This window comes from Brevundimonas sp. GW821-FHT10E09, assembly GCF_058809375.1.
In genome coordinates this window covers 16,757-38,210 of sequence record NZ_JBXASO010000015.1, presented here as the reverse complement: position 1 = coordinate 38,210, position 21,454 = coordinate 16,757, and the positions used below count along the sequence as shown (strand labels likewise).

Genomic DNA, 21,454 nt, shown 5'->3' with positions numbered 1-21,454 from the left:
ATGCCCCGCACTCGCGAACAACTGGCCGAACGCGCCGCTCAGGAGCTTCAGGACGGCTTCTATGTGAACCTCGGCATCGGCATCCCGACCCTAGTCGCCAATTACATCCCCTCCGGCATGACCGTGACCCTGCAATCCGAGAACGGCATGCTGGGCATGGGCCCCTTCCCCTATGAGGGCGACGAGGACCCCGACCTGATCAACGCCGGGAAACAGACGATCACCGAGATCCCGGAATCCTCCTACTTCAGCAGCGCCGACAGCTTCGCCATGATCCGCGGCGGCCATATCAACCTGTCCATCCTCGGCGCGATGGAGGTGGCCCAGAACGGCGACATCGCCAACTGGATGATCCCCGGCAAACTGGTGAAGGGCATGGGCGGGGCCATGGACCTGGTCGCCGGCGTCAAGCGCGTGGTCGTGGTCATGGAGCACGCCAACAAGCACGGCCAGTCCAAGGTGCTGAAGGCTTGCACCCTTCCCCTGACCGGCACGGGCGTGGTCAGCCGCATCATCACCGACCTGGCAACCTTCGACGTCAAGCCGAACGGCGCTGGCCTTGAACTGATCGAACTCGCCGACGGCGTCACCCTGGACGAGGTCGCCGCCAAGACCGAGGCCGCCTACACCGTGGCTCCGAGCCTTCAGGCGGCCTGAGCCGCCCCTCCGGGGGTCGCCTAATCGAACCTTGTTGGGTGATGGCGGGCCCGCTAGTGTTGCTGACCCGAAGGTCCTGCGCGACCTCCGGGTGCGACCCTGGGGCGCCCGCTCCCCGGCATCCGACGCCCCCCCCCTGGGGCGAGAACAGGCGACCTCCGTCACATGGCGACTTCGCTCCAGGCGCGGCCCGCAGCCTCCGACGGCCCCGCCTTGCCGGAAGCGGTCGATCTCGACGCCCGTCTGATCGCGCGCCAGGCGGGCGACCGCCGCTTCGGCGCCCCGATCCACGCCTGGTATCCGGTGCGCGCCGCTCGGACCCGCATTGCCACGCGGGCTCAGCTCCACGGCGAATGGATCGACCTGCCGGCCACGATTGCACCGGACGCCGTCCAGACGACGGCCTGCGGCGGTTGGCGACTGATCAACCGCCTGGGACTGATCTGGGCCTGCCCCGCCGGCTCCGTCGCCCCGCCCGACCTGCCTCCGACGCCCGAGGCGCCCCTCGCCCTGATCGCCTATTCCAAGGCCCCTGCGCGTGCGGATTATGACCAGGCGGTCCTGGGCCTGCTGGACCCGGCCCATGTGCCGATGATCCATAACGCCTGGTGGTGGCGCAGTCAGGCGCGACGCACCAAGACCAAGAGCTACAGCCCCTCGCCCTTCGGCTTCACGGCCGTCGCGGCGGACGCCTTCGCCTCCACCCCCGCCTATGATCTGGTGTCCGAAGACCGCAGGGTCAGTATCGAGTTCCGCCTGCCATCGATCCGGCTGGAGCGCGTCACGGCCCGCGGGTTCGAGCTGATCAACCTGACCACCGTCACGCCCCAGGCGGAAGGCGACGTCGTGATCCGCAACCTGATCCTCTGCTCGGCCACCGCCTTGCGGTTCGGCAGCCCGCTGCTGTCGGCCTGGGGCCGAACCTTCCTGCGTCAGGACGTGGCCATACTGGAGCGGCTGGAAGGCCGCAGCCCGCATCTGCCGCTGGTCTTCGCCGGCGACCCGGATCGCCCGTCCGCCTTCTACTTCGCCTCCAAGGCCGCCCTGCTCCGCGCCCAGCGCGACGACGCCCCCTACAGGAACCCGGTCGAAGCCGAGTCCCTCCAGTGGGTCACCTGAGCCGGGCCCCAGCCCTCACTTCGCCGACTGTATCGTCCAGTCGGCGATCTGGGTGTTGATGTCCCGCGTCGCCGTGTCGAAGGCGGCGACGATGGCCGAGACCCGGTTCTCGCCCGCCGGCTGGGTCACAGTGAAGACCCGCTCCACCGACCGCCCCTGTTCAGGACGGATCGCCGCATCCCCGCCGGTGCGACGCTCGGGCGTCGAACGCAGTTGGGCGCGAGCGGTGATCACCACGTCCGGCGTCGCCCCCGGCGCGTTGTAGCGCGCTTCGAAGCGCGTCACCGTGACCTGCAGCACCAGCGGCGGCGTGCCGGGTTCGCGTCGGCCCAGAACGCGGATCTGGTCGGCCCGATTGGCGAAGGCCGCCTTCAGGCTGTCGTCGAACAGGGTCGCGGCGGGCGACACCCAGCGGGCCCCGCCGATATAGGCGGTTTCGGTCCCCGTGACGCCCAGGATCCGGTCGTCGCCGGTCGCTTCAGGAAACTCGATCCGGCGGATCGACACCGACAGGGGGGCGGGCGTGTCGCCCTCGGCCGAAGGGGCGTCCAGCGGCAGGCCGAACCGGTAGTTCTGCACCGGGTCCGGCGTGGACAGCAGCGAACAGCCGCCCAGCGAGACGACGACGCCGGCGACGGCGCCCAGTTGCACCAGGGAACGGATCACGGCTGCACCTCCAGCTCTTTCGATTGCGGTTTCCCGATGAAGTCGCGCGGGCTGGCGCGGACGTCGTCGATCAGGGCCTGCAGCGACCGGGTCGCCTCCTGCAGTTCCTCGATGGTTCCACTCAGTTGCGGCAGGCTGGACGTCGCGAAGTCGCCCAGCGGTCGTTCCAGCCCGGTGATCGAGCGGTTGGCCGAGGCGATGGCCGTGCGGGCCTCCGCCGTCGCCTGGTTGATGTTGGCGATGGCTTCGCGGCCGTCGGTATTGACGACGGCGCGCATGTCGGCCGCCAGCCCCTGATACTCAAGGATGGTGGCGTTGGCGTTCTTCACCGCCGCCTCCAGCTCGGCGAAGATGGCCTTGCGGGCCTCCAGCTCGGTCGTCAGGGCCTCGACGTTCTTCACGCTGGTCGAGAAACTGCGGATATTGTCGTCGGACATGACGCGGTTGATGCGGTTCAGCGCATCCACCGTCTGGGCCAGCACCGTGCCCGAGCCGCTCAGAAGCTCGGCGATCGGCGACGGCTGGCTTTGCAGCACCGGCACCACATTGTCCGGATACTGGTCCTTCAGCAGGGCGCTGTTGGGCGAGCCGGCGGTGATCTGGATATAGTTCAGGCCTGTGATGCCCTGCGGCTCCAGTTGGGCGCGCGAGGTCACGCGCACCGGCGTCGTACCGTCCACGCGAACCCGGGCGATGACCTGGTCGCCGCGCTTGGTGTCGATGTTCAGGTCGGTCACCTCGCCGACGCGGATGCCGTTGAAATGCACCTCGCCGCCTTCCGACAGGCCATTGACCGGCCCATAGAAGACGATGTCGTACAGGTCATAGTCGCTGTTGAACTGCAGTCGGGCCAGCCAGATGGTGAACACCGCCAGCGCCGCCATAAGGCAGACGGTGGCGATTCCGACGGCGGCGTAGTGTGCGTCTCGTTCCATACTCGGCTCTCCTCAGGCCGCGGTCTCGAGCGCGCAGCAGGCGAAAGTGGTCGCCGGTTTCGCCGCCCGCTGCGCGCTCATTTTGACATTTCCGGTTCCGACCGCGCCGAGGCGCGGTCGGAACCGTGGGCGGCGCGACCGCGCGGCCCCAGGAAGTATTCCTTGATCCACGGATGGTCGGAGCGTTCCAGCTCCTGCACCGTGGCCTTTTCGACGACCCGTTTGTCCGCCAGCACCGCCACCTCGTCGCAGATGGCGTACAGGCTATCGAGGTCGTGTGTGATCATGAAGACGGACAGGCCCAGATCGTCGGCCAACTGCCGGATCAATTCGTCGAAGGCCGCCGCCCCGATGGGGTCCAGGCCCGCCGTCGGTTCGTCCAGGAAGACCAGTTCGGGATCCAGCGCCAGGGCCCGCGCCAGACCGGCCCGTTTCTTCATCCCGCCCGACAGCTCCGCCGGCTTCAGATGATGATGCTCCGGTTTCAGACCGACCATGGCGATCTTCAGCTCGGCCAGTTCGTACATCACCGACTTGGGCAGTTTGGTATGTTCGACCAGGGGCGCCGCCACGTTCTCGAGAACGGTAAGGGATGAGAACAGCGCCCCCTGCTGGAACAGGATGCCGGTGCGCTTCTCGATATCCGCCGCCTGATCGTCCGTCAGGGTGGCGCGGTCGTAGCCCAGCACCTTGACCGACCCGCCCTCGGGCTCCTTCAGGCCGATGATGGTGTTCAGCAGCACGGTCTTGCCCGCGCCCGATCCCCCGACCACCCCCAGGACCTCGCCCCGTTTCAGGTCCAGGTCCAGGTTCTCGTGAATGGTCCGGTCGCCGAACTGGCTCAGCAGGCCGCGCACCTCGATCAGGTTCTCGGCCGGCTTGTCTTCCGGCGCGGCGGCCGCCGCCGTCGCGTCGGTCATATGTCCAGCTCCAGGAACATCAGGGCGAAGACCGCGTCCAGCAGGATGATGGCGAAGATCGCCTGCACCACCGCCGCCGTCACCCGCCGGCCCAGGCTCTCGACATCCCCGGCCACCGACATCCCCTGACGACAGCCGATGGCGGCGATCACCAGGGCGAAGACCGGCGCCTTCACCAGGCCGACCATCATGTGCTGGGCCATGCTCCCGTCTTCGACCAACCGCTGGAAGAAGAAGGCCGGCCCCAGGTTCAGGGAGCTCCAGCACACGATCAGACCGCCCAGCAGGCCGCCGATCATGCCCATGAAGGTCAACAACGGCAGCATCAGCACCAGGGCCGCCAAGCGCGGCACCACCAGGGCCTGGAACGGATTGACGCCCATCACCTGCATGGCGTCGACCTCCTGGTTCATCCGCATGGACCCGATCTCGGCTGCAAAGGCCGAGGCCGACCGCCCCGCCAGCAGGACCGAGGCGATCACCACCGCGAACTCGCGGAACATGGCCACGCCGATCAGCTGGACCGCGAAGACCTGGGCGCCGAAGTCGGTCAGCAGGTCCACGCCGATGAAGGCCACGACCGCGCCGATAAAGAAGTTCGTCACCATCACGATGGGGATGGCGTCCAGACCTGCCCGCTCGGCCTGACTGACCCAGGCGGGCCAGCGGATGCCGCCCGGATTTTTGGCGGCTTCGACCACGGCCTCCATCAGACGTCCCAGGAAGGCCAGGGACAGCATGGCCTCGGCCCCGAAATCATAGACGCCCCGCCCGATCTTGGCGAAGGCGCGGGTAAAGGCGTCCGGCTGCTTCGGCGGAGGCGAGCTCTTGCGCTCCAGGGCCTCGATCATCGTATAGATGCGGCCCGCCTCAGGCCGCTCCGTCCACGCCGACTTGGGCACGCCGCAATGCGACGCCTGCACCAGGGCCAGGGCGCCGGCCGTGTCGAAACGGCCCAGGTCGCGGGTGTCCACGCTTTCGATCTTGCGGCCGTCAAGATCCTTGCCGAGCCGTTGCGGCAAACGGCCCAGGGCCGTCGTCGTCCAGTCGCCGACCAGGCGCAGCTTCGCCGTCCCGTCGCCGGCGTCCGTGATTTCGTAATCGGTCTGGCTCATCGCGCCCCGGAAGTCAGAACGGGAATCAAGCGACTTCCCAACCTATGAATGGGACCGCCGAAAACCCGACACGCCTCATGGTCAAGCCCAAGAGGGAAGTCAACGCGCGATGACATTTGCACTGCGCTTTCCTTTCGCACTGTGTCGGACCTGCGTCCCCCATAGGATATTCCCCACCGCCATGCTGGCGCTACAACGGCAACGCCGCCAGACCGGATTCGTTCGTTCTTCAACCGACAAGGCGTCGCGCGGCGGTCAGATCCTCGACCAAGGTCCGCCGCGCCCCGGCCTAGGCGGCCCTGTCCGGCAGTCGCAGCAGATAGGCCGGGTGGACCGCCAGCATTCCGACTGATCCTTCGTCCAGGCCAGGGCCCGCCCCCTTTCCATGGTCACCGCCGGCTCATGCAGAATTGAACGCCTCGGGAATCAGGGAGGCTGGAGCTCGGACTATCGCAGCAGATCCAGCAGCGACGTGCTGCGCAGCGAATTGATCACCTGCGCCGAGGCCTGGATCGCCACCTGCGCCATCTGCAGGTCGGTCACGGCCTGGGCCGGGTCATAGCCCGTCTTTTTCAGCATCATCTTGTCGAGCGCGATCTTCTGGGATTCGTGCGCTTCGAGGGCGGATTCGACGTGGTTCTGCACCAGACCATTCTTGGCGTTCTGGTTGGTCACGCCCTGATTGGCCTTGTCGAGTTGGGTCATCTGGGCGTTCAGGAAGGCCGTGACGCCCGCCCCCGGCTGGCCCGTCAGGGTGCCGACGCCCGTGGGCGTATAGGTCACGCCGTCGATGATCACCGGCGTGCCGTTCTGATAGGCCTGCATGTTGCGGAACACCTCGGTCAGGGGGCCGCCGATTTCGTCCGCGAGGAAGCCGGTCTCGACCATGGTGTTCTCGTCGATGCGCGACTTCTGCTTCAGGCTGTCGTTCGCAAAGGTCGAGGCGGTCGAGGGGGCGGCGGCCAGATCGGCCATGGTCTTGGCCGTCGCCGGCGCGACGTCGCCACGCCCGCCGGAGAACAGATAGGAGCCCTGATGCTCGGCGTTCAACCCGCCCTGGACGTTCTGGTAGTGCAGACCCAGTTCGGTCATCAGATTGGTGATGCTGCCGGCGGCCAGCCCATTGGCGATGGCCTCGCGGGCGCCCGTGCCGGCTTCGTAGATCCGGCCCATGGCCAGGTCCTGGGCGCTCAGTCGCGCCGCCGCGCTCTCGCCGGCGCCGATGAACCCTTCCAGCCGGGCCTGGGTCGAGGTCAGACTGGTCAGCTGTTCCGCGCCCCGGCCATAGCCGGCCATGTCGGTCGCGATCTTTTCGCTGCCCATCCGCTCCTGCGCCAATTCGGCGCGGCTCTGGGCCGTCATCAGATTCAGAAGGGCGGACTGATAGTTTCCGGCGGTGGCGACACGCGTCATTTCAGCATCCCGATCAGGGTGTCGTACATGTCCTTGCTCGCCTGGATCAGGCGGGCAGAGGCGTTATAGGCTTGCTGGAAGGTGGTCATATTGACCAGTTCCTCGTCCATGTTGACGCCTTCGGCCGAGGCGCGACGACTGTCGGCCTCCTGCGACAGGGCCGTCGCCGTCTCGCTGCGCGTCTTGGCCGCCGAGGCCTTGCCGCCGATGTCGCCGGCGAAGTCCGCCGCATAGGACGACAGGGTCTTGCTCCCGCCGCTGTTGCCGCCGGCGGAGGCGAAATTGACGTTCTTCTTGCCCGCGTCCGCCAGCAGAAGTCCGCCGCGACCGTCGTTCTTGCTCAAGGCCGGCGTTCCGGCGGCGGCCGACAGGTTCAACTGGGCCAGCGCCAGCTTGGCCGGGTCCTGCTGGATGTCGCCGCGGACGCTGTAGGCCCCCGCCCGCGTCGCGCCCGTACCGCCCAGACCGAACAGCTGCGACATGGAAACGCCGGATGGATCCTGGGTCGTGCCGTCCTTGACTACGCTCATGCTGGTGGCGCTGGCGTCATAGGCCTTGAAACTCAATGCGCCCGAGGCGTTCAGGCTGAAGGCGCCGAACCGCCCCACGCCCGCGACCGGATCGTTCAGCGCGGACAGCAGTTCGCCCATGGTCCCGGTCCCGGCGGGGACCGCCACCGTGACGTCCCGCAGTCTCGCGCCGGACTCGCTGCCGATGCGGAAGGTCAGACTCTCGCCCGCATCGAAGCCGTGCTGCGACGTCAGACTCAGACCGGTTTCATAGAAGGTCGGCGTCTTGGTGCTGACCAGGTCGTTCAGCCCGAACCAGTGCGAGAAGCCTCGACCGCCCTTGCTGCTCGGCGTCGTCGCATCGTCGGCGATGGCGATTCCGTTTCCGGCCTGGCCCTCGATCCGCAATTGTCCATTGGAGAAGCCGACCGTCGCCGTCCCCCCCAGTTGGGCGTTGACCGTCGCCAGGAAGGTCGTCGGATCGGCGGCCACCCCGTTGACCGTCATGGTCGCGCCGGAGAAGACGATCTCGGCCGAACCCTGGATCACGCCGGCGCTGTTCACCGTTGTGATCGTGGTCTTGCCGGTAAAGCCGGTCAGGGCGTTCGTCAGCGACTGGCCGGTGTTTCGTCCGGTCAGACTGGTCGGCGCGGGCACGGCGCTGTTGGCGTTGTGGGCCCGGTTCAGTTCGTCGGCCATCTTGGCCGTCAGTTCGCCCAGACGGGCGGCGGCGGCCGGGGCGTCGATGTCGCGCAGTTCGACCAGCCCGCGGATCTCGCCCGACGAGACCCCGTCCAGCAGCGGCCAGCGCGTGCCGTTCGGTTCGGTGATCATGATGTCGGAGAAGGCCGTCGTCGCGTCCACCGTCCCCGCCGCCTTGTACGACAGGGTCGCATTCCCTTCGCCGACCAGGGTCGTGCCCGTCCCGGTCCGCAAGGTCACGCCCCCATTGGCCCGGCCCTCCACCTTGACGTCCATATATTTGGACAGTTGGTCGATCAGCGTCTGTTGTGCGTTCTGTGCGCCCGTCACGTCCTGGTTGATGACCGTTCCGGCGGCGATCGTCTTGTTGAGCTTGGCGATCTGTTCCAGCAGCGGATTGATCGTCTCGACCGCATTCTGAAGCCGCCCGTCGGCTTCCTGGCGCGCCGCCTGGATCTGGGTGGCGATGCCTGCGGCCTCATTGAACAAGGCCTGGGTCTTGTAGATCGTGTCCTGGCGCGCGGCTGAAGAGGTGGGGCTTTCGCCGAGGGTCGCATAGCTGGCGAACAGCTTGTCTATGTCCGCGAAGAAACCGCCGTCGCCGCTGGGATCGCCGAACCGGGTCTGGATCTGGTCGTACAGTTCATACCGCACAGTCTCGCGCGCCGCGTCCGCATTGGCGCTCATCCCCGCAGCCTGCAGGAACCGATCGGTCGCCAGCCGAACCCGCGCGATATCGACGCCGGCGCCATAGCCCTGGGTTACGGCCGCCGTCTGATCGACGGTCTTGCGCACATAGCCCGGCGTATGGACGTTGGCGATATTGTCCGACGTCACGCGCAACTGGGCCTGGGCCGTCTGGAGGCCCGAGGTCGCGATATTCATGATCGACGTCAGCGACATGGACCGGCTCCCCTCGCCCCACCCGGCAAGCCCTGCCCTGCCATGCGCAGATCTTGCCCGGCCACGCGCCGCCGCCACTCAACCAGAGCGTTGTTTTTAAACGACATCGCGGATCGCGCAGTCTTCATGGTCCGCCAGGTGCGCAAGCGTCGGGCCAACATGTCCGTCGCGACATGACGGAGGCCTGAGGACGTCGATTTCGATCCAGACGCGACGCCTTCCAAGCCGGGCAAAAAAGGGGCGAACGCACGGCAAGAAAGGCCCACGCCCGATGGCCGGCTTTCGGCAGGATCTGATTTTTCCCTTTTTGATCAATGAATATGCAACTGGCCCGCCCCTTGCGACGGGCTGTTGGAAGAACCAGGCGCAGCAGGCGCCGCCCAGCCCTGAAGGTCGCCTGCCTTTCATGCCGTCCGCATTCGCCATGTTCGCCTCCGCGCCTCCGGCCTCCGCCGGATCGGCCGCTGCTGCGCCGGGCGCCACGGACAGCGAGACCGCCAGCCTGTTCTCCTCGAACCTGGCCGACGCCATCCAGGGCGTAAAAGCAGACGCCGCAAAGGCCGAAGCTGCACATCGGACGCCGGGCCGCCTCTCGCTCCCGGTGATCTCCAGCCCGGAGATGGAAGCGGCCGAGACGTCCGACGCCTCTCCCACCCTGGCGGAAGCGGTGGACGTCGCACCTGACGCCTTGATCGCCGGTGAAGCGCCGACCTCAGACGCCGCCGCCGACACCGAACAGACGGATACGCCCGTCGCACCTTCCGACCTCGCGGCTGCGCCTCAACCTCCTCTCCCGCAGTCGGCTCCTGTGGCCGCCCCCATTGTTGCGCCGACCACAGCGTCCGAACCGTCGCTTGAAACAGCGGCTGCCGAGGACGCAAGCGTTGGCCAGACGACAGCGGCCCTTGAACAGGGCGCTGCGGCAGGCGTGACCGTTGAGCCCTCCGCTCAGCAGAACGCGACGGCCGCGACCGAAACCGCATTGGTCGAGGCAGGGCCTGCCCCACCGCCGATCCCGGATGTCCCCGGGCAGACCCCGATCAACGGCTCGGCAGAGACCTCCGCGCACGAACAGAGCCTCGCCCAGAATCACGAAACGGCTGCAGCGGCGCCCGTCGCCCCTGATGTCGACCAGACACTCGCCGCTCTGGCCGCGCAGCAAGTCCACGCCGCCGAGTCATCTCCGCCCGTCGCCGAAGACGCCATGACGACGAAGGCGCCTTTGCCGGAATCGGGGATGACGGAACAGGGCTCGGCTGGCGTGAAGAACGCCTCGCCCTCGGCCTCCGACAAATCGGCCGTGGCGGCCGACGCCTCTATCGTGAAGCCGGCCGAAAAGGCGGCGACAAAGCCGGTCTCAGAACCCGTTCAATCCGCCGGCGCCAGCGCCGCTTCTCCCAAAATCGAGACCGCCGCGCCGAAGATGGACGTGAAGGTCTCGATCCAGTCGGCCAACCTCGCGGCGCAGCCCGTCCAGACGGTCGCGGTAATCTCGAGCCTGGCGGTCGGCGAAGCGGTTCAGGCCATAGACGCCAAAGTCGAAGTCCCGACTGAACCGTCCGACACAGGGTCCGCGCCGGTCATCGCGACATCGCAACCGACTGAAAGCGCGCCCGCCAAGGCGGCGACGACGCCCGTGACGAACGCCGCCCAACCCAACCCGGCCTCGACCAAGGCCGCGCCCGCGCCCGCGCCCGCCGAGGCGAGCCAAGGTCAGAACGTGGCGCAACCCGCGCTCGGCGACCACATCGCCATGGCGGACGCAACGCCGCCCCCGGCCCAGAACGCCGCCTCGACCGAAGCCGCGCCGACCGGGACCGTTCCGGTCCTTGATGCGGCCATGACGTCGCTTGACCCGGCCACGCCTGTCGAAGGCGCCACGGAAGCCCGCGCGCTCGATGCGGCGACGACCACGACCCAGACGACCAGCGCCTCGTCCCTGTCGCGCGCCACCATCGAAACGACGGCCCATCTCGCCGCCCAGATCGCCCGCAAGCTTGAGGGACGCTCCACCCGCTTCGACATGGTGCTGACGCCAGAGGATCTGGGTCGGGTGGACGTAAGCCTGGAGATCGGCGCCGACGGCCGGCTCGCCGCACGCCTGGCCTTCGACAATCCGGCCGCCGCCGCCGAATTGCGCGGCCGCGCCGACGAACTGCGTCGCCAGCTTCAGGACGCCGGTTTCCAGCTCGCCAGCGACTCGCTCGACTTCACCCAACGCGACACCTCGTCCGGCGGCGGTTTCGACCGCCAGCAGCAGCAGCACCAGAGCCTGTTCGCACGCGGCGCGCGCCTGACCGCCCAGGCCGATCTTTCCATTGCGCCGCCCCAGGGCGCCTGGACCAACCATTCCCAGACGCGCGACCGCGTCGATGTGAGGGTCTGACCCCATGGCCACCGCCGTTTCCTCCGTCGACGCCTCCGGCCGCCTGAACAGCGGCACGACGATGCTGGCCTCGAACTTCGAGACCTTCCTGACCCTGCTGACCACGCAGATGAAGAACCAGGATCCGTTGTCGCCGCTCGATTCCAACGAGTTCACCGCCCAACTGACCCAGATGGCCGGTGTGGAGCAGCAACTGCTGACCAACGACCTGCTGACCAGCCTGGTCGCGGCTCAATCGGGCAATCTGAACAACGCCTCAGCCTATATCGGCAAGGAAGTGACGGCGGCCTGGTCGGCCACAACGCTGAAGGACGGCAAGGCGGCTTGGAACTACGAACTGGCGTCTGACGCCGCCGCCGCCACGCTGAAGGTCCTGGACAGCAAGGGCAAGGTCGTCTGGGAAGGTCCGGCGCCCGACAAGTCCCAAGGACTTCACTCCTTCACCTGGGACGGCAAGACGAGCGGCGGCGAAGTCCTGACGGAAGGCGTCTATACGCTGAAGGTCTCGGCGATGGACTCCAAGAACGCCAACGTCGCCAGCCAGGCTCTGACCCAGGGCCGGGTCAAGGGCGTCGAAATGTATAATGGCGAACCGTACCTGGTGGTCGGCGAGACCATACTCCCGCTCTCGACCGTGATCTCGCTGAACGAGATCGCCGACAAACCGAGCAACGACGATACGGAGAATCCGGACGTCCCGACCGAGGAGGCGGCCGCATGATGCGCTCCGCCGCCTTCCCGATGAATTCCATTCAAGGAGCGTCTTCATGAGCTTGAACAGCGCAATGCTGGCCGGCGTGTCCGGCCTGGCCGCCAACTCCGCCGCCCTGGCGGCGATCTCGCAGAACATCGCCAACGTCAACACCGTCGGCTACAAACGCTCGCAGGGCGAGTTCCAGACCCTGGTCAACAGCCAGACCCGCGCCGGCGGTTCCTATTCGGCGGGCGGCGTGATGGCCAATACCCGAGCCTTCGTCAGCCAGGAAGGCCAGCTCCAGCGCACGACCTCCAGCACGGATCTCGCCGTCAGTGGACAGGGCTTTTTCGTCACCACGACCCAGGCCGAAAACGTCGGCGCCACGGACACCCGCCTGTTCACCCGCGCCGGCGCCTTCCGCGTCGACAACCTGGGCTATCTGAAGAACAGCGCCGGCCTTTACCTGCAGGGCTGGCCGGTGGATTCCAACGGGGAGATCGCGACCGACCCGTCCGACCTGTCGCGCCTGCGCTCGGTGAATATCGGCTCGGTCGGCGGCACGGCCGAGCCGACCACCCGCGTCCAGATCAACGCCAACCTGCGCTCGACCCAGGCCGTATCCAGCCCCGCGGCTCCCACCAGCTACAACGGCGTCGAAGACGCTGCTGTTCCGCCAGTCAAGCACGACGTCACCGTCGGCTATAAACGAACCGGGGCCAATACGTTTGAAGTCACTTTGAAGTCAGGCATCACCAAGATCGTCGGCACGGCCACCTACGACGCGACCGGCGCCCTGACCGGCTTCGTTCCCAGCGCCGCTTCCAGCGCCAATGGATCGGCGACGGCGAACGCCACCACCCTGACCATCACCCCGACCAGCGGCACGCCGCCCGTCAACGGCACGCCCTATGCGATCGACTTCGCGGAAATCGGCATGGCGACGAACGGCGTCGCCCAGACCAAATACGACCCCTCCGTCAACTCCATGGCGATGTACAACGCCGACGACGACACGCCGGCGGGCGTCAAGCCGGACTTCAAGATGAACATCCCGGTGTCTGACTCCAAGGGCGGCCAGCGCAATCTTGAGATTCGTTTCCTGAAAAGCGCCGAACCGAACCAGTGGTATGCTGAAATCGTCTCGGCGCCGGCCGATGACGTCGTGACCGGCGCCCCCTACTCGAACGGCCAGATCAAGACCGGCCTGATCGCCTTCACACCCTCGGGCCGCCTCGATGTCGAGACCATGCAGAGCTGGCCCGCCGGCACGGGTCTGTTCGACGACCCGACCCAGGCGACCCTCTCCTTCCTGGAGTCAGACCCCAATAACACGATCGATCCCGCCGACCCGCTGGACAACGGCAAGGTCAAATGGGCCGACGGCCTGGGCATCGCCGCCCAGACGGTGATGCTGGACCTCAACACCTCCGCCGGCGGGCTCAGCCAGCTGAACACCGCGTCCGTGGTGCAGTCGACCGTCACCAACGGCACGGCCTTCGGCAATCTGAGCGAGATCACCATTGATGAAAGCGGCTTCGTCACCGCGATCTTCGACAACGGCGTCATGCGCCGCATCGCCCAGGTCGCCATCGCCACCTTCCCGAGCCCCGACAGCCTGAAAGAGGTGTCCGGCAACGCCTACGCCGTCAGCCTGGAGAGCGGCACCTTCAACCTGAAGGCGGCCGGAACCGGCGGCGCCGGCACGATCGCAGCCCAACAGCTGGAATCGTCCACCGTCGATCTGTCGGCCGAATTCACCGGCCTGATCACCACCCAGCGGGCCTATTCCGCCTCGTCAAAGATCATCACCACGGCGGACGAAATGCTCGCCGAACTGATCAACATCAAACGCTGATCGGCGAGTAAGTAAGCGTTAGTCTCAATGAATCGTCGTTCAAGCAAGGTTTACAAAATGGTTTGGGGAGGGACGGGTTTTATCAGTTCCTTCACCACGACCCTTAAACCGACCTTAGCGGGGGTGGCCTACATTCATGACACTACGGTGTTGGTGAAAGAGGCATAAGCCCATGTTGCAAGAGCGACGCCTGAATAGCAAAGGCGAACAATACGTGGTCGGACCGACTGGCACGCCCCTGACCCTGAACGATCTGCCGCCGTCCAATACGGATCGGTGGGTGATCCGCCGCAAGGCCGAGGTCGTCGCCGCCGTTCGCGGCGGTCTGCTGAGTCTTGACGACGCCCTGGCGAAGTACCGCCTGACGGCGGAAGAATTCCTCGCCTGGCAGAAGGCCATCGACAAATGGGGCATGCAGGGTCTGCGCACGACGCGGATCCAGAGCTACCGCTCCTAAGGGTCCCCCCCGAAGACGACGAGGGCCGCATCCGGCGACGGATGCGGCCCTTTTCGTTGGCCGGCCTCGAAATCGCGCGGGTTCCGCACTAAATGGCGGCCATGACCCTGGTCGAAGACATCTGCCCCGTTCCCGACATTCGCCGCACCGACATGGATGCGGCGGTCGAGAGCGCGCGGGCGGCGGTCGGCCTGCCGGTCGGGGCGCGCGTCGTCGCGGCCATGTCGGGCGGGGTGGACTCCACCGTCGTCGCCGCCCTGCTGCACAAGGCGGGCTATGACGTCGTCGGCGTCACGCTACAGCTTTACGACCACGGCGCGGCGCTGAAGAAGAAGGGCGCCTGCTGTGCGGGCCAGGACATTCACGACGCCCGTCTGGCCGCCGAGATGATCGGCATTCCCCACTATGTCCTGGACTACGAGAGCCGGTTCAAGGACGCTGTGATCGATCAGTTCGCCGACTCCTATCTGAAGGGCCAGACCCCGGTCCCCTGCATCCGCTGCAATCAGACGGTCAAGTTCCGCGACCTGCTGGACGTCGCCCGCGACCTGGGCGCCGAGGCCATGGCCACCGGCCACTATGTGCGCCGCGCTGCGGTCGGCAATCGCTCGCAGATGCGCAAGGCGATCGACCATTCGCGCGACCAGTCCTATTTCCTGTTCGCCACCACCCAGGACCAGCTCGACTATCTGCGCTTCCCCCTGGCCGATCTGGAAAAGCCCCAGGTGCGCGGCGTCGCCGCCGAACTGGGGCTGAAGATCGCGGCCAAGCCGGACAGCCAGGACATCTGTTTCGTCCCTTCCGGCGACTATCGCACCCTGATCGACCGTCTGCGTCCGCAGGGCCGCGAGGCCGGCGAGATCGTGCACATGGACGGCCGGGTGCTGGGAACCCACGCCGGCATCACCGACTACACCATCGGCCAGCGCCGGGGCCTGAACGTCGCCGTGGGCGAGCCCCTGTTCGTTGTCAAGCTGGAGCCCGAAACCCGCCGCGTGATCGTCGGCCCGCGCGAAGCCCTGCTGACCGCCAGCCTGACGCTGGAAGAGACCAACTGGCTGGGCGACGAAGCCACGATCCGTGAGGCCGCAGAAGCCGGCCTCCCCGTCCTGGCCCGCGTCCGCTCGACTCGCCAGCCCTCGCCCGCTCGTCTGACCCTGGTCGACGGCGACGTCCGCATCGTCTTCGATGAGGGCGAGGAAGGCGTCGCCCCCGGCCAGGCCTGCGCCCTGTACGATCCGGCCGACCCCGACCGCGTTCTGGGCGGCGGCTTCATCCGCGACACGACGGCGGTCGCGGTCTGAGCCTCAACGGGCGTCTCGCCCGCCCTCGCGCGGGCGATAGTCCAGCCGCACGCGGAACTCGCGCGTCCGCCAGGCCGTGCCGGCAGGGGGCCGGGGAAAGGGCTCTGCGGCCCTGATCTGGCTCAGGGTCGCGGCGTCCAGCGCCGCTCGACCGCTGCTCGACAAGATGCGCGCGTCGCTGACACGCCCCCGGCGATCCAGGGTGAAGGCCACCGTCACCAGGCCCGTGACGCCCCCGGGGTGCCGCTTGTGCGTCTCCACCCAGCGCAGAACCTGGGCGTAATAGTCGTCGACCTGGGCGCCCCCGTTGGCGCCGGACGTCGCCGCCGCGCCGCGCCCGGTCAGGCCCCGCCGCAGGTCCTGCGCCCCATCGGGTCCCGGTTCAGCTTCCGATCCGCCCTCCGCCTGAAACGAAACCAGCGGCTCCGAAACGGCGGACGTCAGGGCTATGGGCGTCTGAAGTGTTGGAAACAGGGTCTGCGACGGCCTGGGCGCCGGTCGGACGGGCGCGGTCTGGACCTCGGGTTCATGCGCCGCCTTGGGATGGTCGCCGCCTTTGGAGGCCGCCGCCTCTGTCGATCCATCGACACTGTCGAAGGCCGCGCGCGGCGACAGCGTCAGTTCGATCACCGGCGCGCCGCCCTGATCGGGCGTCGGCGGGTGAACAGACCCGACCGCCAGCATCGCCAACAGACCCAATTGGACGGCCGCAACGACCACCCCGGTCGCTGCCTTGGCGAGCGGAGAAACATACTCAGGCGGCATGAGGGGCGCATAAAACCGGACTGCTGAGAACGCAACTGATAATGAGTTGCAATTCAATTTGGCCAGGCGTACCCCGCCTCCGCTCAGTGGGTTTGGGGATCATCACCATGCGTATCGCACTCGTTTCATCCGCCAGCGCAGCGGCTTTGCTGCTTGCAGGCGCTGCACAGGCTCAGGCGCCGGGCCAAACGCAGAGCCGGACAGACCAGGCCGACGCCGCCATACCCACCGTCGTCGTCACGGACGAATCCCGCGCCTCCACCGCCTACAGTTACGGCGCCGCGATCAACTCCGGCGAGACCACCTTCAGCGCTGAATCGGTTCGCGACCGCGCGCCCGGCTCCGGCGACGGAAATCAGCTGCTGAAGCTGGCTCCAACGGTGCAGTTCAGCAACGACGAGGGCATGGCGACACGCGAAGGCGTCCAGGACATCCGTCCGGCGCAGATATCAATCGCTGGCGCCAGTCCCTTGGACAACCAGTTCATTCTGGACGGGATCAGCGTGAACTCGCGCCTGTATAACGCCGGCAATCCTCTGGCTATCGATGAAGTCGCCGGGGGCTCGCCTCAGGGCGCTTGGGTCGATTCCAGCCTGATCGGAAAGATCACCCTGCTCGATTCTAACATCTCAGCGGAGTATGGCGGCTTCCTCGGCGGAGTGGTCGATGTAGAGACCCGCGCGCCGGCCGCAGTCTTCGGCGTCACCGCCTATTACGGCATGACCCGGACCGACATGGCCAGCTTCCGAATGCCGGATTCGGTCCGCCGCGAACTTGGCGACGACACGCCGGAAGCGCCTGATTACGAGAAGAGCCGTTACGGCTTTACCGTCGATCTCCCCGTCAGCGAACGGCTGCGTCTGCTCGCCGCCTACAGCTATTCCGACTCCGATGTCACCTATTATCGAAACGCTAAATACGTGGACCGAACCTTCGGCCAGTCCAGCAAGGCGGAGAATTTCCTGCTGAAGGCGGAGTACGACATCGCCGACGATCTGACCTTCGACGGCCAGATCAACTGGAGCCCTTATGAAAGCACCAATGCCTCTCTCGTCGCGATCAACGCCCTGATGTATCAACAGGGTGGCGGACTGACCACCAAGGGGCGGTTGCGCGGTCGGCGCGGCGACGCCGACTGGAGCGTCCAGCTCAGCTATGCCGATCTGGACAGCGGCCGCGAAGCCCCTGATGTCCAGTACAGCCTGCCGAGCAAGGCTAAGGAGATCGATTGGTGCACCAACCCCGCCTGCACGACCGGCGGCTTGGGCGACATCGACCAAAACCAGAAGGATTACGGGCTGAAGGCGGACTGGCGTCAGCCGTTGGGCGGCGGCGAGCTGAAGCTGGGCCTGGATTTCGCCCAAACCGAGGTGATGAAGAATCGCCCGCAGACCAATCACAACTGGCAAACTGGCGTCGTATCCTCTGACATTGTCTGCGCCGATCCTAACGAGGATTCGCTGACCTGTGTGACCGGTTCGTATGTCCTGACCCGTCATCAAGTCTATCAGGCCTATCGCAGCGAAACCGCAGTGCAAACCTACGGACTATGGAGCGAGTATGCCTTCGATTGGTCGGGCTTCCAGGTCCGGGCCGGCCTGAGGTACGATTATGAAACCTATCTCGAGAACCACAACATAGCGCCGCGCTTGTCGGTCGCCCGCGACCTGCCCTGGTGGGGCATGACGGCGACAATCGGGGCGAACCGCTACTATCGCCAATCCTTCCTGGGCTATGCGGTGCGCGAGAACGGCCTGCAGACCCTGCAGTATGAACGTGAAGCCGTCGACGGCGTCTGGGGCGACACATGGTTTCAGACTGGCGACACCACAGCGACCCGCTTTTCCCAATATGATCTCGCCACCCCGTATTCCGACGAACTGACTGCAGCCATCCAGGGCGATCTTCTGGGAGGTCGCTATCGGATCAAGGGCATACTCCGCGACGGCAAGGATCAGTTCTCCACGACGGCCGTCCGTGAGAACTATGTCAACGAACTGGGCCAAACCCGCTCACGGTTGGTGACCACGCCGAACAATGACGGGCACTCCGACTATCGCGGCCTTTCGCTAGAATGGAACCGAGACTTCGGACGTCATAGCCTTGCGTTGAACACCAACTTCTCGCGCGCCCAATCGACCAACCTGACTTTCTTCGAAGAAAGCGACGATCTCGAAGGCGCTGAGCTGGTCTATTACAACGGCCGGATCGTCTCCTTGTTCGAAGCCTTGTCCGACAACCAGCGCGAGGATTTCGCCTCGCCGATCGTCATCAATGCAGACTGGGGTTCGTCCTGGATGGGCGGGCGGGTCCAGACCAATCTCAATGCCCGCTTCCGCGACGAGTTTTCCCGCGTCGAGGCGACCGGCGAGACCATGACCGTCGATGGCGCCCGCTACGCCGTCTATGGCCCGATCACTTACGACGCCTCCATCGACGCCAATCTGTCGCTCCAGGCCGAGATCGCCCGCACCCAGTTCGGCACGACGACCCTGGACCTGCGGGTCAACAACCTCTTCGACACGATCCGGAACAACACCTCGACCTCGACCAGCCAGCCCTACCAGCTGGGCCGCAACCTCTGGGTCTCGCTGAAATACAAGTACTGAAGACCTTGAAACCCGCCCGCGACATCACCGCCCTCGTCGTCGCCGTCGTCGCGCTCCATCTGGGCGTGGGGGCGGCGGTCTCGCGCGTCCAGACGCCGTCCAGCGACGCCGAGCTTCGCCTCGCCTACGCCGGCGGCCCCGAGACCTGGCCTCGCCCGCTCCTGCAAGAGGGCGCGACCTTCGCCGAGTTCGCCCCCCTGCCCCCGGCGCCCGAGCCGGCCGACAATCCGACCACCCCGGAAAAGGCCGCCCTGGGCCAGCGCCTGTTCGACGATCCGAAACTGTCCGCCTCGGGCCAGATCGCCTGCGCCTCCTGCCATGCGCGGGAACTGGGCTTCGCCGACGGCGTGCGCACCTCCTTCGGTCATGACCGCCAGAGGGGACGGCGCAACGCTCCCTCGGTCGCCGCCGCCGCCTGGGCGACCAGCCTGTTCTGGGACGGCCGGGTCAGGACCCTGGAGGAGCAGAGCCTGCACCCCATCGTCGACGCCAGGGAGATGGCCGCCGACCTGCCGGCGGTCACGGCCCGCATCGCCGCCGACCCGACCTACGCCGCCCCCTTCGCCCAGGCCTTCGGCTCGCCCGAGGTCACGACCGACCGGATCGCCAAGGCCCTGGCCGCCTTCCAGCGCACCCTGAAGCCCCGCCCCAGCCCCTACGCCCGCTTCCTGGCCGGCCGGAGCGACGCCCTGAACGATCAACAGCTGCGCGGCCTGCACCTGTTCCGCACCAAGGCCGGCTGCGCCAACTGCCACTCCGGCCCCCTGCTCAGCGACCAGAAGTTCCACAATCTGGGCCTCAGCTTCTACGGCCGCGCCCGCCAGGATCTGGGCCGCTACGAGGTCACCCGCGACCCCGCCGACGTCGGCGCCTTCCGGACCCCGTCCCTGTTGAACGTGAACCGCACCGGCCCCTGGATGCACAACGGCCTGTTCCCGACGCTGGAGGGCGTGGTCGCCTTCTATGACGCCGGCGGGGCCCGCCCCCGTCCCGCCCTGGACCAGAAGGATGATCCCCTATTCCCGACCACCGATCCCTTACTGTTCAAACGGAACCTGGCGCCACAGGAGCGCGCCGACCTCGTCGCCTTCCTGGAAGCGCTTTAGCCTCAGACGGCGTAGACCCTCAGCCGGTTTCCGTCCGGGTCGCGCGCCACGAAGCCGCGCCCGGCATCCATCTCCATCGGCGGAATCAGGATGCGTGCGCCCCGGTCCCAGCAGTCGATATGGGCCTGTTCGACGGCGGCAGGGTCGTCGAGCGGGAACTCCAGCTCGCGCCCCTCGCCCGCATCGGCAGGGGCCCGCCGCATCAGACCCAGCGCCCGGCCCGAGCGCATCATGAACAGGGCGCGGTCCGGCCCCGCCATCAGGGGCCGGCGCCCCAGAAGGCCCGAATAGAAGCGGGCGCTGGCCTCGGGGTCGGCCACCGCCAGAAGAATGTCGTCGATGTCAGTCATGTTCGCCCTCCGCCTTCTACGAGAACAAACCTAGACCGGACTACTGCCAGTTCCTGTCAGCATGATGCAGAGCGATCGCGGCTTTCCTGCGCCTCGCGCCAGGTCTTCAGCAGGGCCTGACGGCGGGCCGGATAGCGCGCCTCCATAACCTCGGCCTCGACGATCCGGTCGATGCGGAAACTGCGGAAATCCTGCCGCAGTTCGCACCAGGCCAGCAGCAGCCGCACCCGGTCGAAGAAGACCAGGGCGAAGGGCCAGACCACCCGTTCCGACGCCACCCCCGCCTCGTCGCGATAACACAGCCTTAGCCGCCGCTCGGTGCGGATCGCCTTCCTCAGCAGGGCGGGATCGACCAAATCGACCGGGAACGGCGCCCCCGGCACGACCAGCAGGGCCGAGGTCTCCATCTCGTCCCTCAGGTCCGGCGGCACCACCGCCGCGATCCGCGCCAGCGCGCCCAGCGCCGCCTCGCGCATCCGCGCATCGGCCCGGTCGGCCACCCAGCGCGAGCCCAGCACCAGGGCCTCCACCTCCTCCGGCGTGAACATCAGCGGCGGCAGCAGAAAGCCCGGCTTCAGCACATAGCCGACCCCCGGCTCCCCCTCGATCGTCGCCCCCTGGGCCTGCAGGCTGGCGATGTCGCGATACAGGGTGCGCAGACTGACCCCCGTCTCCTCGGCCAGCGCACGCCCGCTGACCGGCCGGCGACGCCGCCGCAGGGCGTTCAGAAGATCGAGCAGGCGTTCGGACCGGGACACGTCGCGATCCTAGCAGACCTGCTGCCAGAAAGCGGCAGCATCCATCTCTCTCAACCTCGTCGGGGGCGCCGACCACAACCCCTCCACCCGGGTCGAACGCCGCTTCACCGTCGCCGACTGGACCCGCGACGGCGAGATCATCACCATCCGCCACACACTCCCCGCCTCGTCCACGCCCCGCTACATCCGCGTGCGCGGCACCAACGGCGCCGAGCTTGAGCCCACGCC

General features: G+C 66.9%; 18 protein-coding genes. 9 read left to right on the top strand and 9 right to left on the bottom strand.

Features of this window, described 5'->3' with window-relative positions; genetic code table 11:
* Positions 1-657 (top strand): 3-oxoacid CoA-transferase subunit B, encoded by a 657-nt coding sequence (locus AC1RSI_RS13940; RefSeq protein ID WP_154726462.1) that lies wholly within the window; start codon positions 1-3, stop codon positions 655-657.
* Between the two features lie 165 nt (positions 658-822).
* On the top strand, positions 823-1,776 hold the full coding sequence (locus AC1RSI_RS13935) for a hypothetical protein (RefSeq protein WP_154726463.1): 954 nt from the start codon (positions 823-825) through the stop codon (positions 1,774-1,776).
* A gap of 15 nt (positions 1,777-1,791) precedes the next feature.
* On the opposite strand, the gene AC1RSI_RS13930 is transcribed toward AC1RSI_RS13935, so the two are convergent.
* From AC1RSI_RS13930 to flgK, 6 genes are all read right to left on the bottom strand, one after another.
* Positions 1,792-2,442, bottom strand: coding sequence for an ABC-type transport auxiliary lipoprotein family protein (locus AC1RSI_RS13930; RefSeq protein WP_154726464.1), 651 nt, complete (start codon positions 2,440-2,442; stop codon positions 1,792-1,794).
* Positions 2,439-3,377, bottom strand: a complete 939-nt coding sequence (locus AC1RSI_RS13925) for an MlaD family protein (protein ID WP_008262102.1) — start codon at positions 3,375-3,377, stop codon at positions 2,439-2,441. Before AC1RSI_RS13925 ends, AC1RSI_RS13930 begins: the two co-directional genes overlap by 4 nt.
* A gap of 77 nt (positions 3,378-3,454) precedes the next feature.
* A complete protein-coding gene (locus tag AC1RSI_RS13920; RefSeq protein ID WP_154726465.1) occupies positions 3,455-4,297 on the bottom strand; it encodes an ABC transporter ATP-binding protein in 843 nt (280 codons plus the stop codon).
* Positions 4,294-5,412 (bottom strand): MlaE family ABC transporter permease, encoded by a 1,119-nt coding sequence (locus AC1RSI_RS13915; RefSeq protein ID WP_154726466.1) that lies wholly within the window; start codon positions 5,410-5,412, stop codon positions 4,294-4,296. Before AC1RSI_RS13915 ends, AC1RSI_RS13920 begins: the two co-directional genes overlap by 4 nt.
* A 447-nt stretch (positions 5,413-5,859) precedes the next feature.
* Complete coding sequence (locus AC1RSI_RS13910; protein ID WP_008261892.1) at positions 5,860-6,825, bottom strand: flagellin; 966 nt, start codon at positions 6,823-6,825, stop codon at positions 5,860-5,862.
* Positions 6,822-8,939 (bottom strand): flagellar hook-associated protein FlgK, encoded by a 2,118-nt coding sequence (gene flgK / locus AC1RSI_RS13905; protein ID WP_035305228.1) that lies wholly within the window; start codon positions 8,937-8,939, stop codon positions 6,822-6,824. Before flgK ends, AC1RSI_RS13910 begins: the two co-directional genes overlap by 4 nt.
* A gap of 406 nt (positions 8,940-9,345) precedes the next feature.
* Between flgK and AC1RSI_RS13900 the strand changes: the two genes are divergently transcribed.
* The 5 genes from AC1RSI_RS13900 (at position 9,346) to mnmA (ending at position 15,638) form a co-directional block, all read left to right on the top strand.
* Positions 9,346-11,325 carry a flagellar hook-length control protein FliK gene (locus AC1RSI_RS13900; RefSeq protein WP_230307668.1) on the top strand — a complete coding sequence of 660 codons (1,980 nt, stop codon included), beginning with the start codon at positions 9,346-9,348 and terminating at the stop codon, positions 11,323-11,325.
* Positions 11,326-11,329: 4 nt separating this feature from the next.
* Complete coding sequence (locus AC1RSI_RS13895) at positions 11,330-12,046, top strand: flagellar hook assembly protein FlgD (protein WP_035305231.1); 717 nt, start codon at positions 11,330-11,332, stop codon at positions 12,044-12,046.
* Positions 12,047-12,092: 46 nt separating this feature from the next.
* Positions 12,093-13,877, top strand: coding sequence for a flagellar hook protein FlgE (gene flgE / locus AC1RSI_RS13890; RefSeq protein WP_035305235.1), 1,785 nt, complete (start codon positions 12,093-12,095; stop codon positions 13,875-13,877).
* A gap of 172 nt (positions 13,878-14,049) precedes the next feature.
* Complete coding sequence (gene sciP, locus AC1RSI_RS13885) at positions 14,050-14,334, top strand: CtrA inhibitor SciP (protein ID WP_026108337.1); 285 nt, start codon at positions 14,050-14,052, stop codon at positions 14,332-14,334.
* Between the two features lie 92 nt (positions 14,335-14,426).
* Complete coding sequence (mnmA, locus tag AC1RSI_RS13880; RefSeq protein WP_035305238.1) at positions 14,427-15,638, top strand: tRNA 2-thiouridine(34) synthase MnmA; 1,212 nt, start codon at positions 14,427-14,429, stop codon at positions 15,636-15,638.
* A gap of 3 nt (positions 15,639-15,641) precedes the next feature.
* On the opposite strand, the gene AC1RSI_RS13875 is transcribed toward mnmA, so the two are convergent.
* Positions 15,642-16,403 carry a cell envelope integrity TolA family protein gene (locus tag AC1RSI_RS13875; protein ID WP_154726467.1) on the bottom strand — a complete coding sequence of 254 codons (762 nt, stop codon included), beginning with the start codon at positions 16,401-16,403 and terminating at the stop codon, positions 15,642-15,644.
* Positions 16,404-16,510: 107 nt separating this feature from the next.
* Here AC1RSI_RS13875 and AC1RSI_RS13870 point away from each other — a divergent pair, with 107 nt between their 5' ends.
* Together AC1RSI_RS13870 and AC1RSI_RS13865 are read left to right on the top strand one after the other, a co-directional pair.
* Positions 16,511-19,012, top strand: coding sequence for a TonB-dependent receptor plug domain-containing protein (locus AC1RSI_RS13870; RefSeq protein ID WP_196066389.1), 2,502 nt, complete (start codon positions 16,511-16,513; stop codon positions 19,010-19,012).
* 5 nt (positions 19,013-19,017) lie between these two features.
* The gene (locus AC1RSI_RS13865) at positions 19,018-20,118 is read left to right on the top strand and encodes a cytochrome-c peroxidase (protein ID WP_291756339.1); all 1,101 of its coding nucleotides are present in this window, start codon (positions 19,018-19,020) and stop codon (positions 20,116-20,118) included.
* Between the two features lie 2 nt (positions 20,119-20,120).
* On the opposite strand, the gene AC1RSI_RS13860 is transcribed toward AC1RSI_RS13865, so the two are convergent.
* Complete coding sequence (locus tag AC1RSI_RS13860) at positions 20,121-20,468, bottom strand: VOC family protein (protein ID WP_035309238.1); 348 nt, start codon at positions 20,466-20,468, stop codon at positions 20,121-20,123.
* 56 nt (positions 20,469-20,524) lie between these two features.
* The gene (locus AC1RSI_RS13855) at positions 20,525-21,226 is read right to left on the bottom strand and encodes a helix-turn-helix transcriptional regulator (protein WP_154727023.1); all 702 of its coding nucleotides are present in this window, start codon (positions 21,224-21,226) and stop codon (positions 20,525-20,527) included.
* Positions 21,227-21,454: the final 228 nt, after the last annotated feature.

Excerpts from the sequence above, each read along its gene's own strand:
- AC1RSI_RS13940 (WP_154726462.1), top strand. The coding sequence starts at position 1 with ATGCCCCGCACTCGCGAACAACTGGCCGAACGCGCCGCTCAGGAGCTT.
- AC1RSI_RS13935 (WP_154726463.1), top strand. The coding sequence starts at position 823 with ATGGCGACTTCGCTCCAGGCGCGGCCCGCAGCCTCCGACGGCCCCGCC.
- AC1RSI_RS13925 (WP_008262102.1), bottom strand. The coding sequence starts at position 3,377 with ATGGAACGAGACGCACACTACGCCGCCGTCGGAATCGCCACCGTCTGC.
- AC1RSI_RS13920 (WP_154726465.1), bottom strand. The coding sequence starts at position 4,297 with ATGACCGACGCGACGGCGGCGGCCGCCGCGCCGGAAGACAAGCCGGCC.
- AC1RSI_RS13915 (WP_154726466.1), bottom strand. The coding sequence starts at position 5,412 with ATGAGCCAGACCGATTACGAAATCACGGACGCCGGCGACGGGACGGCG.
- AC1RSI_RS13910 (WP_008261892.1), bottom strand. The coding sequence starts at position 6,825 with ATGACGCGTGTCGCCACCGCCGGAAACTATCAGTCCGCCCTTCTGAAT.
- flgK (WP_035305228.1), bottom strand. The coding sequence starts at position 8,939 with ATGTCGCTGACGTCGATCATGAATATCGCGACCTCGGGCCTCCAGACG.
- AC1RSI_RS13900 (WP_230307668.1), top strand. The coding sequence starts at position 9,346 with ATGCCGTCCGCATTCGCCATGTTCGCCTCCGCGCCTCCGGCCTCCGCC.
- AC1RSI_RS13895 (WP_035305231.1), top strand. The coding sequence starts at position 11,330 with ATGGCCACCGCCGTTTCCTCCGTCGACGCCTCCGGCCGCCTGAACAGC.
- flgE (WP_035305235.1), top strand. The coding sequence starts at position 12,093 with ATGAGCTTGAACAGCGCAATGCTGGCCGGCGTGTCCGGCCTGGCCGCC.
- sciP (WP_026108337.1), top strand. The coding sequence starts at position 14,050 with ATGTTGCAAGAGCGACGCCTGAATAGCAAAGGCGAACAATACGTGGTC.
- mnmA (WP_035305238.1), top strand. The coding sequence starts at position 14,427 with ATGGCGGCCATGACCCTGGTCGAAGACATCTGCCCCGTTCCCGACATT.
- AC1RSI_RS13875 (WP_154726467.1), bottom strand. The coding sequence starts at position 16,403 with ATGCCGCCTGAGTATGTTTCTCCGCTCGCCAAGGCAGCGACCGGGGTG.
- AC1RSI_RS13870 (WP_196066389.1), top strand. The coding sequence starts at position 16,511 with ATGCGTATCGCACTCGTTTCATCCGCCAGCGCAGCGGCTTTGCTGCTT.
- AC1RSI_RS13860 (WP_035309238.1), bottom strand. The coding sequence starts at position 20,468 with ATGACTGACATCGACGACATTCTTCTGGCGGTGGCCGACCCCGAGGCC.